The sequence below is a fragment of the Cryobacterium sp. TMN-39-2 genome, from assembly GCF_004402745.1.
GTDB lineage: Bacteria > Actinomycetota > Actinomycetes > Actinomycetales > Microbacteriaceae > Cryobacterium > Cryobacterium zongtaii.
In genome coordinates this window covers 1-14,783 of record NZ_SOFX01000045.1, presented here as the reverse complement: position 1 = coordinate 14,783, position 14,783 = coordinate 1, and the positions used below count along the sequence as shown (strand labels likewise).

Genomic DNA, 14,783 nt, shown 5'->3' with positions numbered 1-14,783 from the left:
CTGACCGGTTCAGCGATCTTCACCGATAACCGACCTAGGCTGTTCCCGATATGCAAGCCAGAGTCACCGCCATCATCGTCGCCCGTAACGGCGCCTCGCACCTCGAGCGAACTCTCGAGGCCCTCCGCCGCCAGACCCGGCAGCCCGACACGGTCATAGCGGTTGACTGCGGTTCCAGCGACACCACCTCGGAACTGTTGGCTGCGTTCGGGCCCACCCATCTCATCTCAGCGGATTCCGACCTGTCGTTCGGTGCCGCCATCAGCGCCGCCACCCGGGTGATGAGTCCTCCAGCCGGCGACCACGAGCTGCTCTGGCTCCTCGCGCAGGACAGCGCTCCGGAGCCCGGAGCCCTGGAGAGCCTCATCGGTGCACTGGAGGTCGCGCCGTCAGTGGCGGTGGCCGGGCCCAAGGTCATGGAGTGGGTCGCCGACGACTACATCCACGACTTCGGCGAGTCGATGACGCCGTACGGCGCCACCGTGACGCTGGTCGAGAGTGAACTCGACCAGGAGCAGCACGACGGCATGAGTGATGTTCTGGCCGTCAGCGCCGGCGGCATGCTCGTGCGCCACAGCGTCTGGGACAAACTCGGCGGCTTCGACCCCGCGCTTCCCATCGTCGACGACTCCCTCGACTTCTGCGTGCGCGTACGCCTCGCGGGCCACCGCGTCTCCGTGGTCGCCGCCGCCAGGGTCAGCTCGGCCGGGGACGGCGTTGCCGGCCCCGACGGTTCCTCCCGCGGCCGGGCCAGTCGTCGCCGGGCGCGCGCCGAACGGTCCGCTCAGCTGCACCGACGGCTGGTCTACGCCCCGGCCTGGGCGCTGCCGGTGCACTGGATCTCCCTGATCCCGCTCGCCTTCCTCCGCGCCATCGGAAACCTCCTGCGCAAGGAACCGGGGTCGATCCTCGGTGAATTCGCCGCCGCCTTCGCCGCCGCCTTCCAGGGCGGCAGGGTGCTCACCGCTCGGCGGCGGCTCGCCGCCACCCGCACACTCGCCTGGTCGTCGATCTCCTCCTTGCGCGTGTCGGCCGCCGAAGTGCGCCGTCGGCACGCCCTCACCAGGGAAGCTGCCCTCACCGGACTCCGCGGGGACCGCCCGGAAATCCGGTTCTTCGCCGGCGGCGGGGCCTGGACCCTGCTCGCCGCCGCCATGGTCGGCGTCGCCATCCTGGCACCGCTGATCGGAGCTCAGTCGCTCACCGGCGGTGGCCTGCTCCCGCTCTCGTCTACTGTCGGCGACCTCTGGGCCAACGTCGGCTATGGCTGGCGGGACATCGGCCTGGGCTTCACGGGGGCGGCTGACCCGTTCGCGGTGGTGCTCGCCGTCCTCGGCACCATCACCTTCTGGTCACCGTCCTTCGCGATGGTCCTCGTGTACCTGTTGGCCCTCCCGCTGGCCGCCGTCGGCGCCTGGATGGCCGCGACCCGAGTGACCCACCGGGGTTCGATCCGCGCCGTGGCCGCCGTGCTGTGGGCGCTCTCGCCTACCTTCCTCACCGCTCTCGCGGCCGGCCGGCCTGCCGCCATCATCGTGCACCTGCTGCTGCCGTGGCTGTTTTTCGCCGGTTTCGCCGCCGCGCGGTCCTGGTCGGCATCCGGATCGGCCGCTCTGCTGTTCGCCGCGATCGTCGCCTGCGCGCCGTCCCTCGCTCCGGCGCTGCTGGTGGGCTGGCTGATCTGCGTGCTCGTCAGCGGCCGCAGCGTGATGCGATTCGTGGGGATCCCCCTGCCGGCGCTCGCGCTGGCCATCCCCCTGCTGTGGGACCAGGCGCTGCGCGGCAACTGGTTGGCGTTGCTGGCCGATCCCGGTGTTCCGGTGCCCACGGCACCCGTGCCCACCTGGCAGTTCATCCTCGGCTTCCCGGCCGGCGATTTCGGTGGCTGGACCCAGCTGCTGCCGCTCTGGGGCGGCGACGCTGCCGTGGCCGGCTACCTGGTTCCCTTGCTGTTGATCCCCATGGCCGTCCTGGCCCTGATGGCGTTGCTCCTGCCCGGCGCCCGCGGCGCAGCGCTCGCGCTGGTCACCGCCCTGCTCGGGCTGGGCACGGCCATTCTCGCCGGTTCTTTGTCGGTGGCGGAGCTCGGCTCCCAGGCGGTGGGCATCTGGCCCGGCGCCGGACTCAGCCTGTACTGGCTTGGTCTCGTCGGAGCGGTGGTCTTCGCCGCCCGCGGCCTGCACCGCATGGCCATCGCACCGCTCGTGGTCACGGCCCTGGCCCTGGCCGTGGTTTCCCTGCCGCTGGCCGGGGCGATCCCGCTCGGCACCTCGGCCGTCGACGAGGGCATCGGTCGCACGCAGCCCGCTTTTGTCACCGCCGAGGCCGCTGTCGAGCCCAGGGTCGGCACCCTGCAGATCGTGCCGCAGCCCGATGGCGGCATCCTCGCCACCATCGTCCGGGGCTCCGGCGTGCGCCTGGACGCCCAGTCCACCCTGAACAGCACAGCCGGCACTCTCACCGACGAACAGACCGAGCTGGCCACCCTGGCGGGCAACCTCGCCTCACAGAGCGGACTGGACGCCTCGGCCGACCTGGCGAAGTTCGGCATTCGTTTTGTCCTGCTGCTGCCGGCCGCCGCCGAGCCCGCCGAGTGGGGTGACGACATCGGCATCACGCAGGCGGCCAGCGACACGACCACCCGCACCACGACCTCCCTCGACGGCAACGCCGCCCTGGCACCCGTCGGTGATACCGCTTTCGGCCGGCTGTGGCGTTCTGACGTGCCGACCGACGCCGCCGTCAACGGGCAGGTCCCCGCTGATGCCGGCGGAATGTTCGGGCTGGTGACCGGCCTGATCGCCGTGTTCGTGATCGGCGCGACGGTGCTCCTGTCGGTGCCGACCGGGGCCGGTAGAGAGGCCGTCCGGCAGGCGCACCGCGAAGCGATCCGACGCGCATCCCGCCTGAGCAAACCGGCCAAGCCCACCCGGGTGGCGCGTCCGTCGCGGCCCGCGCGGCCCCGGCGCATGAAACGTCCGGCAGGCCGGCGCGCCAAGGGCGTCCTCCCCAGCATCGAGGACTCGGCCTCGCCGACACCGACGGAAGCTCCGGCCGAGCCGGCCGAGGCCACTGACCTACCGTCGGCGGACACCAGCAGCCCGAAGGATTCAGACCATGGCAACTAAGCGAAGAGTCGCCGTCCTCGGCGCCAGGTATGCCGCGGGCCTGATCGGCATCGGAGTCGTCGTCGTCGCCGTCGGTGGTGCCGCGATCGTGCCCTGGCCCTCCCTCGTGAGCGACCCGCCGTCGACCCTGGTGACGCCGGTCGCGAGCGACCAGTTGCGGGTCTGCCCCGGCCCCCTCCTCACCCTCGCCGAAGACTCCACCCAGGCGGATGCCGCGACCTCCGTCGGCCCGTTCACGGCCGTGTACGCGGCGCGCGGCACAGGCTCCGGCGCCGAAGAGGTCCCCGTAGAGCGCACCGACCTCACCGCAACAGACAACTCGCAGGCACCACGCGACGGCGCCCCGAGCGTGCTGACCGTGCCGGTAGAGGCCGGCGCCACCGACGCCCCACTCGTCGCCGGTTCCCAATCACAGACCGCGACGGGCGAGTCCGTCGGCGGGCTGGCGGCGGCCGCCTGCACCGAAGCGTCCAGCGACTCCTGGCTGGTGAGCGGGTCGACCGACGTCGGCCGCACCAGCCTCGTGCTGCTGAGCAATCCCACCACCGTCGTGGCGTCCGTCGACCTCGCCGTCTACGGCGAAGCCGGCCCGGTGGATGCCCCCGGCTCCACCGGCATCCTCGTGCAGCCCGGTAGCCAGCGGATCGTGTCCCTCGCCGGGCTCGCGCCGAACCTGCGGTCCCCGGTCGTGCACGTCACGGCCACCGGTGGGCAGGTCGCCGCGGCCCTGCAGCAGAGCCTGGTCAGGGGCATCCAGCCCGGCGGGGTCGATCTCAGCGGGCCGACGACCACACCGTCCACGACCCAGACCATCCCTGGCGTCGCCGTCACCGCCTTGGGCGCAGAAGCCTCTGCCGATGTCGGTGCCGTGTCCGACGACACCCCGTCGGTGCGCGTGCTGGTTCCCGGCGACACTGACGCGACCGTCAGCGTCGGTGTGCAAAGCGAGGACGGCGCGTCGACAGGGACCTCCCTCGAGGTCGAAATTCAGGCCGGCATCGCCACCGAGATCCCGTTGAGCGGAGTCGTCGCCGGCAATTACACGGTCAGGCTGAACGCCGACCAGCCGCTGGTCGCCGCGGCCGTCACCACGACGGCCGGAAGCGCCGCCGCCGACTTCGCCTGGTCCGCCGCGGCCGCGCCCCAGGACGGCGACTTCCTGGTCAGTGTCGCTGACGGTCCGTCGCCGGCCCTGCACCTGGCCAACACCTCAGGTGCGGACACCGACCTGACCATCACCTCCGAAACCGGGTCGGTCATCGACGTGAGCGTGGCCGCCGGCCAATCCGTCGTGGTGGCACTGGCCGGATCCCAAAGCCACGTGGTTACCGGCGGAACGGGCATCGCGGCGTCGGTCCGGTACACCGGTGACGGCCAGTCCGCGTCGTTCACTCTCAGCCCGATCGGGCCGCTGGCCGCCGCCATCCCGGTTTACTCGCACTGACCCCCGTCCTCCAAGGAGCCCGCCGTGACCCAGACCAGCAACGCACCGGGCGCTAGACGCCAGACCGGCCGCCACCTCCTCGTCACCGGCGGCGCCGGCTTCATCGGCGGGGCAATCGTCGATGAAGCCCTCACGCGTGGCTGGCGGGTGCGGGTACTCGACTCCCTCCGCCGTGACGTGCACGGCGGACTGCCCGCGGTCGATCCCCGAGTGGAGTTCGTGGTCGGTGACGTCACAGACACTGCGGTCGTCGCGCACGCGTTGCGCGGCATCGACGTGGTCTGCCATCAGGCTGCCAAGGTGGGTCTCGGCGTCGACTTCTCCGATGCGCCCGACTACGTGCACAGCAACGAACTCGGTACCGCGGTGCTGCTGGCGGGGATGGCCGCGGCGGGGATCGACAGGCTGGTCCTGGCCTCCTCGATGGTCGTCTACGGCGAGGGCAGCTACCGCAGCGCCAACGGGGTGGCCCGGCCGGGCCCGCGCCGCGCCGCGGACCTCGACGCCGGCCTCTTCGATCCGACCGACGCCGCCACCGGGGAACCGCTGGAACCCGCGCTGGTGGCTGAAGACGACCCCCTGGACCCCCGCAACGTCTACGCGAGCAGCAAGCTCGGCCAGGAATACCTCGCAACGGCCTGGAGTCGCAGCACCACCGGCCGCGCAGCAGCGCTTCGGTACCACAACGTCTACGGCCCGGGGATGCCGCAGAACACGCCGTACGCCGGGGTTGCGTCCCTGTTCAGGTCCGCCCTGCAACGCGGCGAGGCCCCCACGGTTTTCGAGGACGGCCGCCAACGCCGCGACTTCGTGCACGTGCGCGACATCGCCTCGGCCAACCTCGCCGCGATCGACTGGACCGGCACCGCCCCGGCCGGAACCTTCCGCCCGTTCAACGTCGGCAGCGGCACCGTGCACACCATCGGTGACATGGCCGAGGCCCTGAGCACGGCCGCCGACGGGCCGGCCCCCGTCGTCACCGGTGAATACCGTCTCGGCGACGTGCGGCACATCACGGCGTCGTCAGAGCGGATGCGCACCGAACTCGGCTGGACGCCGTCGGTGAGCTTCGACGAGGGGATGCGCGAATTCGCCACGGCCCCGCTGCGGGCGGCCGTGGTCTGACTCCTGCGGCCGGGCGCCCGCGTCCGGGATCACACCCCGGCAGGCCCGGGGTGCGGGGGAAGCAGCACGTCGAACCGGCATCCGCCCGGCGTGTTCTGCACGGTAACCTCGCCGTGGTGTGCCGCCACGATACCGTCCACGATGGCCAGGCCGAGTCCCGCGCGGCCCTGGCTCGCCGACTCGGCCTCAGGTGTGCGCGGTTCGGTGCCCCGCCAACCGGGCTCGAACACCCGCTCGAGGTCCGCAGGGTCGATGCCGCCGGCCGAATCCTGCACCGAGATGACGGCGCGCCCGTCGGCGTGTTCGGTGACCGACACCACGATGGTGCCGCCGGGCGCCGACTGTTGCACCGCGTTCATCACCAGGTTGCCGACGGCCCTGGCCAGCTCGCGCGGGTCGGCCAGGATCGTCAGGCCCATGGCGCCCTCGAAGCGCAGGTCAAGCGATTTTGCCCGCGCGACGGGACTGAGGTCGGCCACGGTGTCGCTGATCAGGTCGTAGAGCGCAACCCGCGCCAGGTTCAGCCGGAGGGTGCCCGACGTGATCCTGGACAGCTCGAAGAGGTCATCGACCATGCCGTTCAACCGGTCCACCTGGCCGCGGATCTGAACGTAGTAGCGGATGGGATCCTCGACCATGTCATCCTCCAGGGCCTCGGCCATCGCCCGGATGCCGGCCAACGGCGTGCGCAGGTCGTGGGATATCCACGCGACCAGCTCCCGACGGGCCGACTCGATCTTGCCCTCACGGTCCCTGGATTCCCGCAACCGTTCCCCGGTCGCGGTCAACTGCTCGGCCAGAGCCGCGAATTCGGTATTGCTGTGCCGCTCCGCGGACGTGACGGGCTCGCCCCGGCCCAGGCTCGCCGCCGCCAGAGTGAGGTGCCGGCTGTCCCGCGCGATCCACCGTCCCAACAGACCCGCCATCAGCAACGAGACGCTCCCCGCCACCCCGGCGACGAAGTAGAACACCGTCAGGTCGTGATCTGACACGTACATCAGCGACGCGGCCGCGGCCATCCCGCTGACCACCGACACGATCGTGGCCAGGGCCACCACCACCAGCTGCAACACGAGCGAGTATCTGGCGAGCAGGCGCAGGCTGATCAGGCCAAGGGTGCCCACGATGAGAGCGCAGGCCAGTGCGATGACGAGCACACTCACCAGCCCGGGAACCGTCATCGGAGGACTCCCGGGTCCAGATCGCCGGCCCGGCCGGCGGCCAGGGGCTCGGGGTCGAACCTGTAGCCGACCCCCCACACTGTTTTCAACAGCTGGGGACGGGTCGGGTCGGCCTCGATCTTCTCCCGCAACCGGCGCACGTGCACCGTCACGGTGGACAGGTCGCCGAAGTCCCAGCCCCAAACCGACTTGAGCAGCTCCTCCCGGCTCAGCGCCCGGTGCGGACGACCGATCAGATGCGCGAGCAAATCGAACTCCCTGGCCGTGAGCACCAGCGCGGCACCGTGCATCCGCACCTCGTGCGCCGCCAGGTCCAACGTGAACGGTCCCGCCTCGACGGTCCCGCCGCGGGCCGGTTCGGCGACAGTGCGGCGCAACACAGACTGCACGCGCAGCACGAGTTCGCGGGGTGAGAAAGGCTTGGCGAGGTAGTCGTCGGCGCCGGCCTCCAGCCCTTCGATCCGGTCCTCCTCTTGGTTGAGCGCGGTCAGCATGATCACGGGAATCGCCCAAGTGGTCTTGATGCGGCGGCAGACCTCGATGCCGTCCAGCAGGGGCAGCATTCGGTCCAGCACCACGAGGTCGGGGCGCTGGGCCTCGGCCTGGCGGAGGCCGAGGCGCCCGTCCGGTGCCCGATCCGCAACGAATCCTGCCGCCACCAGGTAGCGGCAGACGATTTCGGAGACCGTCGGGTCGTCATCGATGACCAGAATGCGGCGTTGAGTGTCGGGGGGCCCGGTCGTCGGCGAGGGGTTCACCCTTGAAGGATAGGCGCTCCGGCTCCGCGGCGGCTCTGCCACAGATATTTCCCCAGTCCGTAACGTTTGCTGCGGAGTGTCGGCACGCCCCCCGACCTAGGGTCGAGGGGTGAGCGAAAACCTGGTCGATGTCGTGATGCCGTGCCTGAACGAGGCGGGGGCGCTGCCCTGGCTGCTGGCCCGGCTGCCGGAGGGGTACCGGGCGATCGTTGTCGACAACGGCTCGACGGATGACTCGGCGCGCATCGCCGAGGCGGCCGGGGCCCTGGTCGTGACCGAGGCCCGTCGGGGGTTCGGTGCGGCCGCGCACGCCGGGCTGTTGCGGGCGACCGCTCCCATCGTGGCGTTCTGCGACGCCGACGCGTCGATGGATCCACGCGACCTGCCACTCGTGGTTGACCCGGTGCGAGCCGGCGAAGCCGATCTGGTGCTCGGCCGGCGCCGTCCGACGACAGCCGGATCGTGGCCCGTGCACGCCCGGATAGCCAATTCCACTCTTTCTTGGCGACTGCGCCGAACAACAGGTGTGAACATTTACGACTTGGGCCCGATGCGGGCCGCCCGGAGAGACGACCTGCTGTCCCTCGACCTTCAGGACCGGCGCAGCGGCTACCCGCTGGAGGTCTTCCTCAAGGCCGCCGCACGAGGTTGGCGCATCCGCGAGGTCGATACCCCGTACGCTCCCAGGGTCGGCCGCAGCAAGGTCACCGGCACAGTGCGCGGCACCCTCACGGCGATCACCGATATGTCGCGGCTCCTGAAGGAGGCCAGACGATGACCACCCTGATCGTCATAGCCAAGGAATGCCTGCCCGGCAAGGTGAAGACCCGGCTGCACCCGCCGCTCAGCCTCGAGCAGGCCGCGGAGCTGGCCTCCGCCAGTCTCAACGACACCCTCGCCGCTGTCGCCGCGCTGCCCGCCACACGTCGGGTGCTTGCGTTCGACGGTGCGGTGGCGCCCGCCGCCGCCGCCGGCTACGACATCCTGCCCCAGGTGGCCGGTGGCCTCGACGAACGCCTCGGCGCGATATTCGACGGCTGCACCGGACCTGCCGTGCTGATCGGCATGGACACCCCCCAGGTGACCGCCGACGTGCTCGCCCCGCTGTTCGAGGACTGGCCCGACGACGTCGACGCCTGGTTCGGCCCCGCCGCCGACGGTGGATTCTGGGCCCTCGGCCTGCGTCACCCCGACGGCGACCTGATCCGCGGCGTGCCGATGTCCCAGAGTGACACCGGCATGCACCAGCTCGCCCGGCTCCGAGCCGCGGGGCTTCGGGTGCGCCTGTTGCCGACCCTCACCGACGTGGATCACATCGAGGACGCCCACGTGGTGGCCGCTCTCGCCCCGCACAGCCGGTTCGCGCTTGCACTGGCCGGCTTCGGCGCACTCCAGCTGAGCGAGGTGACCCGATGACGCTCCTCGCCGGCCGCGCCGGTCTCGAGGCGGACCCCACGTTCGGCTCCGGCGGCACCGAACCATACGCTGCCGCACTGCGCGACGAATCCGCGGTGCTGTACCTGCGCAACACCGCGGCGCAGGCCCCGGCGGCGGCTCCGATGGATGCCGGCCGCTGGAGCGCGGGCGCCGACGCCACCGACCTCGACGTGCTGACCGGCGCCGCCGGGCCGGTGCTCGACATCGGCTGCGGCCCGGGCCGGATGGTTCGGGCGGCCATGGACCTGGGCTTGTCGGCCCTCGGTGTTGACGTATCCCCGACCGCGGTGCGCATTGCCACGGAGGCGGGCCTCACGGTGCTCAACAGTTCGGTCTTCGCCCCGATGCCGCTCGAGGGCGGCTGGGGCACGGCCTTGCTCCTGGACGGGAACATCGGCATCGGCGGCGACGCCGGGGCGCTGCTGGCCCGGTGCGCCGAACTTCTCGCCGCAGACGGCGCGCTCGTGGTCGAGGTCAGCCAGGATCCCGATCGCGACCATGCCTTCGAGGGCACCCTCGAAGACGCCCAGGGCCGCAGCAGTGGCGTGTTCCCGTGGGCCGAGATCGGTATCGTGCCGCTCCGGGCGCGCGCCGAAGAGGCGGGGTTCCGGGTGGATCAGGACTGGATCCGCGACGGCCGCTGGTTCGCCCGCCTGGTGCGCACGTAGAGCCATACGGAGATCAGGGCGCTGGCCACGGCGAGCGTGAGCCAGAACAGGCCCAGGTTCCGCGCGTAGTCCAACGGCAGGATGGTGGGGTTCTTGGGCCCCAGGCCTTGCGCGGCAATGGCCGGCAGCACGATGAGCGTCATCAGTGACCCGAGCACGATGGCGGCCTGAACGGTCACGATGATGGCGCCGGCCAGCCGGTGCCCGGCGCGCCGGGTGAGGACTCCGAGCCCGAAGACCAGAGGCGAGATCACGGCGTCGTGCAGCACGATGGCCGCGCCGATCCAGAGAGCGACTCCCGGCAGCCGCCGCAGAGTGACGGTGTCGACCATCAGGTACCCGCCGAAGGCGAGTCCGAGCGCGCCGACGACGACGAGAACCACTCGCGCCGCCCGCATCCGGCTCGATGGCAGGGCCGGGGATGATGTTGTCATCATGCGTCGATCGCCTCGATCCGGCTGAGCCACTTGGTCTGAAGAACGCCGGGCCGGCCCGGCGCGATCATGCGCGCCGGATAGCCGTGCTCGAGGTCGAGGATCTCGCCGTTCAACTCGAGGGCGACCAGGGTGAGCGGGTCACGCACGTACTCGCTGCCCATTTCGGTCTGTTTGAAGCCGCCGCGCTGCTCCAGGCTGATCAGCCTGAGGTCGGACTCGGGGGAGCCGCCGGCAGCGTCGACGAGGTCACGCAGGCGCACACCCCGCCAGGCGGCCATCTGGCTCCACCCCTCCACGCAGGCGATGGGCAGGTCGACATCGGTCTGCGGGAGTGCGGCCAGGTCGGCCCGACTGAACGAACGTTCGGTGTCGCCGACCGCCAGGGTGAGTACCCAGTCGGCCGACAGGGCCGCCGTGGCCACCTTGGCCTGCGCCGAAGTGCGGTTGACGGGCACGCCCTGCTGGCCGACGCCCTTCTTGCGCGGTCCGAACACGTTGACGGCGTCCAGCGGCGCGAAGGTCTGGCCGGCCGTGAGCCCGACGACGGCCGCGACGGCCAGCGCCACGGTGGCCAGGAACCCGCGGCGGCTGGTGCGGGCGGGGAGCTCCGGGGTGCTGTCGATGTAGGCGAGCACCCGTCCGGTGAGGCCGCGAGTGCGAGACAACCCCTCGTCATCGGCTGACGTTGCCTCGACGGTGTCGACGGGGTGGCGTTCTTCGGGTCCGGGAGCCGGTTCGGCTCGCCAGTGCGCCGCGATCAGCGGCAGTTTCACGCCGATGTGCACCAGAAGCGAGCCGACGATCACGAAGGCCAGCGCGAAGTGCACCTGCTTGAACGGGAACGGGAACGGGTACCACTGGTACGTGTTGAGCAGGCCGATCGTGATCTCCACCAGTGAGGCGCCCACGAAGAGCGCGATCGATGCCCGCTCGAGGAAGTTGGCGAACGAGGTGACCGGCGGGTACTGGAACAGTTGCGGGAAAACCACATAGAGCTTGGCCAGCAGCAGCGGGAAGCAGGCGATCCCGGCGATGATGTGGGTGCCCTGGCTGACCTGATAGAGGCCGACAGGTCGGGTGGGGAAGGTCATCCACGGCAGTGGCTGCTGCAGGAAATGGCTGTACAGGCCGGTGCCGAAGCAGAGCAGGAAGGCCAGTCCGAGGAGGCGGCCGATGACGGTGGCCATCCGCGGGTTTCGCACCGGAGAGGCGAGCTGGGCCCTAGCCTCGTACATCAATCGGCGCATAGTCCATTCCACCACCTCATCGACGCCGGGAGCCTCGGTAATCCTTACGGTTCAATGACGCCGCCACCAGCCCGTCGGGGCGCCCGTCGACGGGTGCGGGAGGATGGCAGGGTGCGTATTGCCATTGTCTCGGTCCTCTTGGCCGCCAGTGCTGCCCTCACGGCGGGTATCGTGCTGGCTTTCGACCTGTTCAGGCCGCACCGGGACACCGTGCCTCTGCTGCTGGGCACCGTTGTGCTCTGGCTGTTTTTCGCCGCGGCCTTGGTGGTCCTGCGGAGGGTGCGGGGCCGGGCCGTCGTGGTGCTCGTGCTCGCCGGGTCCGTGTTGATCGGTGGGGCCGCGATGGTCGGCCCGCCGAACACCAGCACCGACTCCGCGCGCTACGCGTGGGACGGCATCGTGCAAAACGCCGGCATCTCGCCGTACGCCTATGTGCCCGCCGACGACAGACTCGACGAGCTGCGGCCGGACTGGCTGTTCCCGGCGCCGGTGTCCGGCGCCGGCGGGCCGGACTGCGTGGGCGAACGAATAGAGACCGTGGACCGGGGTGCCGGCCTGCCGCTCTGCTCGGCGCTGAACCGGACGACGGTGCCCACCATCTATCCGCCGGCCGCCGAAATCTATTTCGCCGCCGTTCGGGCCGTCGTCGGGGCGGACGCGGGCTATTGGCCGCTGCAGCTGACCGGTCTGCTGCTGAGCGTCGGCATCACCGGGATGCTGCTGGTCGGCATGCGCCGCCGCGGCATCGACCAGCGCTATGCGGCGGTGTGGGCCTGGTGCCCCCTGGTCGCGACCGAGGGCGTCACCAATTCGCACGTGGATCTGCTGGGGGTGGCCTTCGTCGTCGCCGCCGCGTTCTGGGTCAGCAGCGCGAAGTATGTCCGCGGCGGCATCCTCCTCGGGATGGCCATCGGGGTCAAGCTGATCCCGGCCATCGCCGCGCCTGCCATGCTCAAACGACAGGGCTGGAAGGTCGTCGTCGCGGCGATCGTGACCTTCGCGCTTCTGTATCTGCCGTATGTGCTGGCCACCGGCATCGGCGTGCTCGGTTACCTGCCCGGCTACCTCACCGAGGAGGGCTACGAGGACGGGTCCAGATTCGCGTTGGTCTCCCTGATCGCGCCGGGCGGATCGGCCATCGTCGTCGCGGCGATCCTGCTGGCCGGTCTGGCCGCGTTGACCATCTGGAAGACCGACCCCGAGCGTCCCTGGCTCGGCCAGCTCGTGATGATCGGCGGCACCCTTCTGGTGCTCAGCCCCCGGTACCCCTGGTACGCGCTGCTGCTGTTGCCGTTCATCGCGCTCAGCGGTCGGTGGGAGTGGTTGGCGATTCCGCTCGCCCTGACCGTGCGTCTGCTGGTGCCCACGCTCACGGTCAGCAGGGTCTCGCTGGGCATCGCGCTGGTGCTGATCGTGGTCGTGTCGGTGCGACGCGCCGGTCCGGGCGCGCTCGACCGGTGGCGGGGCGCGCTGACCCGCATCCCCGCCGCGCTCAGGAACGGTCAGCGCACGTAGCGCAGAACGTTGACGCCGGTCAGGCCCCATTCCTCGTCGAGGGCATAGCCGAGCGTGCCGAGCTTGGCGGTGACGCTCGGGCGCCAGTCCTGCTTGTCGCTCGTCACCAACCAGACCGCGTCGACGCCGTCGAACCGGTCGGTCACGGCATCCAGCGGGTACCGGGTCTCCCACAGCCCGCCGGTCTGGGCGGCCGGGGTTTTCAGCTTCACGTCGATCAGCCCCTCGAACGCATCCGGATACGAATACGCGATCACCCGGGTTGTCGCCGCCGGATGCTGGCGCACCGGCCCGTAGATGATGGCGGCAGTGTCGTCGGGACGCGCGGCCCGCTCTGTGCTGATGAGGTCGGCGACCTCGCTCCAGGACGAATTCTGCTTGGCCTCCGGCTGTCGCTGTGCGACGAACTGCGGAGCGGCCAGACCGGCCAATGCGACGAGGGCGGTGACGATCAGCCAGCGGCGCCGCAGCAGGTCGAGCGCCACCCCGATCAGGATGGCCACCGCCGGCGCGCTGAACGTGAGGTAGCGAGGGGAGTACAGCGGCGTCGCCATCGCCGACGCGACGATGACCCCGAGTGTGGGCACGACCAGCCACGGTACCGCGATCGCCAGTAGCGACGGATTTCGGGACTGCTCCCGCGACAGCGCGAAACCGGTGGCCCTGGTCCGGCGGGCCGCGACGACCAGGGCGACGACGCCGACAACCATCAGGGCCCAACCCGCCACCGCGAACGGCCGGTTCAGGTAGAACCACTGGGTGACGAAGACGCCGTTCCAACTGCCCCAGCTGATCGGGGCGATCCAGCTCACCTGGCCGGACTGCCCTACCACGGCCAGGGCAAACGGCACCAAGAGCGCCCCGGCGGCGAGCGAGGCGACGATCCAGCCGAACAGCGATGCGCGGGCGGCCCGGTTCCGCCGCCGGCCGGCCCACACCGTCCACAGCGCGGTCAGCCCGTGGGCGCCGACCAGGAAGGCGAGGTAGATGAAGGTGACGGTGGAGACAACGGCGACCGCGCCGTAGAGCGTCCACCAGAGCACGCGGATGCGCCGCGGCGCCGGCCCGCGGCGCCACGCGGCGAGGAAGATCAGGGTCAGCGCCACCGCGAGTGCGGCGGTCAGCGCATACGACCGGCCCTCGGCGCCCATCCATGTCACCCTGGGCAGCAGGCAGAAGGCGACGCCGGCGAGTATCGCGGCGCGACGGCCGGCCCGAGAGCGAACCAGAATGACCGTCAGCGCGGCAGCGACCCCGACGCAGACGGCGCTCGGCAGGCGCAGCGCGAACGGCGAGTAGCCCACGAGGTCGAGCCAGAGGTGCATTCCGGCGTAGTACAGACCGTGCACGGCATCGATGCTCACCAGCATCCGGCCCAGCTCCGGCCAGCTACGCATGGTGGCGGAAACCGTCGCCGCCTCGTCGAACCAGAGAGAGGGCTGCCACGACCAGGCCAGCGTCAGCAGGGTGCCGAACAGCCCGACGAGCAGGGCGTCACGCCCCGACGAGCGGACCGGGATGCGCATGGTACGAATCGGTGCGCGGCGAAGTGTTGTGGTGGGGGCGGTCATGGTCGAGCGTTCTCCCATTCGTACCCAGTCATGTCGGTCGGCGGCCGATGCGACCCCCTGTCGAGGGTAGGCGACTTTTCCCGGGAATCTACCCGGAGGCACATATCGTCGTGTAGCCCCTCAGAGCCCCGTTCACGGGTACGGCCCGCTTTCGCGGTCTGGGCACGGGGTGCGGGGTGCTTGTGGCGCGAAAAAACGGCCGAGCTGGTGCTCGGCCGTTTTTCGTGTGGTGCGGGGGTGTTACTTGGTGTTGACGGTGATGGTGGCGATGC

The 14,783-nt window shown here is 70.6% G+C and carries 12 protein-coding genes; 7 read left to right on the top strand and 5 right to left on the bottom strand.

The genetic code is table 11. From position 1 onward, the window contains the following. Window positions 1-50 precede the first annotated feature (50 nt). The 3 genes from E3O57_RS16895 to E3O57_RS16885 are packed head-to-tail and all read left to right on the top strand — an operon-like array spanning window position 51 to window position 5,697. Window positions 51-3,128, top strand: coding sequence for a glycosyltransferase family 2 protein (locus tag E3O57_RS16895; protein WP_103478861.1), 3,078 nt, complete (start codon window positions 51-53; stop codon window positions 3,126-3,128). Further along, a complete protein-coding gene (locus E3O57_RS16890; RefSeq protein ID WP_103478862.1) occupies window positions 3,118-4,572 on the top strand; it encodes a DUF5719 family protein in 1,455 nt (484 codons plus the stop codon). Before E3O57_RS16895 ends, E3O57_RS16890 begins: the two co-directional genes overlap by 11 nt. Before the next feature lie 24 nt (window positions 4,573-4,596). Further along, window positions 4,597-5,697, top strand: a complete 1,101-nt coding sequence (locus E3O57_RS16885) for an NAD(P)-dependent oxidoreductase (protein ID WP_103478863.1) — start codon at window positions 4,597-4,599, stop codon at window positions 5,695-5,697. A gap of 29 nt (window positions 5,698-5,726) precedes the next feature. Here E3O57_RS16885 and E3O57_RS16880 read toward each other — a convergent pair whose 3' ends face one another. Beyond that, window positions 5,727-6,878, bottom strand: a complete 1,152-nt coding sequence (locus E3O57_RS16880) for a cell wall metabolism sensor histidine kinase WalK (protein ID WP_103478864.1) — start codon at window positions 6,876-6,878, stop codon at window positions 5,727-5,729. Then, window positions 6,875-7,636, bottom strand: a complete 762-nt coding sequence (locus E3O57_RS16875) for a response regulator transcription factor (protein WP_198414976.1) — start codon at window positions 7,634-7,636, stop codon at window positions 6,875-6,877. Before E3O57_RS16875 ends, E3O57_RS16880 begins: the two co-directional genes overlap by 4 nt. 109 nt (window positions 7,637-7,745) lie before the next feature. Between E3O57_RS16875 and E3O57_RS16870 the strand changes: the two genes are divergently transcribed. The 3 genes from E3O57_RS16870 to E3O57_RS16860 are packed head-to-tail and all read left to right on the top strand — an operon-like array spanning window position 7,746 to window position 9,741. Next, the gene (locus E3O57_RS16870) at window positions 7,746-8,414 is read left to right on the top strand and encodes a glycosyltransferase family 2 protein (protein ID WP_198414974.1); all 669 of its coding nucleotides are present in this window, start codon (window positions 7,746-7,748) and stop codon (window positions 8,412-8,414) included. Then, entirely contained in the window at window positions 8,411-9,052 is a 642-nt protein-coding gene (locus tag E3O57_RS16865; protein WP_088455302.1) for a DUF2064 domain-containing protein, read from the top strand. The genes E3O57_RS16870 and E3O57_RS16865 overlap by 4 nt, the downstream gene beginning before the upstream one ends. After that, window positions 9,049-9,741, top strand: coding sequence for a bifunctional 2-polyprenyl-6-hydroxyphenol methylase/3-demethylubiquinol 3-O-methyltransferase UbiG (locus E3O57_RS16860; protein ID WP_088455303.1), 693 nt, complete (start codon window positions 9,049-9,051; stop codon window positions 9,739-9,741). The genes E3O57_RS16865 and E3O57_RS16860 overlap by 4 nt, the downstream gene beginning before the upstream one ends. Here E3O57_RS16860 and E3O57_RS16855 read toward each other — a convergent pair. Both E3O57_RS16855 and E3O57_RS16850 read right to left on the bottom strand, forming a co-directional pair. Next, a complete protein-coding gene (locus E3O57_RS16855) occupies window positions 9,690-10,178 on the bottom strand; it encodes a hypothetical protein (protein WP_133159726.1) in 489 nt (162 codons plus the stop codon). The genes E3O57_RS16860 and E3O57_RS16855 overlap by 52 nt on opposite strands. After that, the gene (locus tag E3O57_RS16850) at window positions 10,175-11,425 is read right to left on the bottom strand and encodes a molybdopterin-dependent oxidoreductase (RefSeq protein WP_088455305.1); all 1,251 of its coding nucleotides are present in this window, start codon (window positions 11,423-11,425) and stop codon (window positions 10,175-10,177) included. The genes E3O57_RS16855 and E3O57_RS16850 overlap by 4 nt, the downstream gene beginning before the upstream one ends. A gap of 111 nt (window positions 11,426-11,536) precedes the next feature. Between E3O57_RS16850 and E3O57_RS16845 the strand changes: the two genes are divergently transcribed. Beyond that, window positions 11,537-12,940, top strand: coding sequence for a glycosyltransferase family 87 protein (locus tag E3O57_RS16845; RefSeq protein ID WP_134498829.1), 1,404 nt, complete (start codon window positions 11,537-11,539; stop codon window positions 12,938-12,940). Here E3O57_RS16845 and E3O57_RS16840 read toward each other — a convergent pair. After that, a complete protein-coding gene (locus E3O57_RS16840; RefSeq protein ID WP_165787883.1) occupies window positions 12,928-14,511 on the bottom strand; it encodes a glycosyltransferase family 39 protein in 1,584 nt (527 codons plus the stop codon). The genes E3O57_RS16845 and E3O57_RS16840 overlap by 13 nt on opposite strands. Between the last annotated feature and the right edge of the window lie 272 nt (window positions 14,512-14,783).

Excerpts from the sequence above, each read along its gene's own strand:
- E3O57_RS16895 (WP_103478861.1), top strand. The coding sequence starts at position 51 with ATGCAAGCCAGAGTCACCGCCATCATCGTCGCCCGTAACGGCGCCTCG.
- E3O57_RS16890 (WP_103478862.1), top strand. The coding sequence starts at position 3,118 with ATGGCAACTAAGCGAAGAGTCGCCGTCCTCGGCGCCAGGTATGCCGCG.
- E3O57_RS16880 (WP_103478864.1), bottom strand. The coding sequence starts at position 6,878 with ATGACGGTTCCCGGGCTGGTGAGTGTGCTCGTCATCGCACTGGCCTGC.
- E3O57_RS16865 (WP_088455302.1), top strand. The coding sequence starts at position 8,411 with ATGACCACCCTGATCGTCATAGCCAAGGAATGCCTGCCCGGCAAGGTG.
- E3O57_RS16860 (WP_088455303.1), top strand. The coding sequence starts at position 9,049 with ATGACGCTCCTCGCCGGCCGCGCCGGTCTCGAGGCGGACCCCACGTTC.
- E3O57_RS16855 (WP_133159726.1), bottom strand. The coding sequence starts at position 10,178 with ATGATGACAACATCATCCCCGGCCCTGCCATCGAGCCGGATGCGGGCG.
- E3O57_RS16850 (WP_088455305.1), bottom strand. The coding sequence starts at position 11,425 with ATGCGCCGATTGATGTACGAGGCTAGGGCCCAGCTCGCCTCTCCGGTG.
- E3O57_RS16840 (WP_165787883.1), bottom strand. The coding sequence starts at position 14,511 with ATGACCGCCCCCACCACAACACTTCGCCGCGCACCGATTCGTACCATG.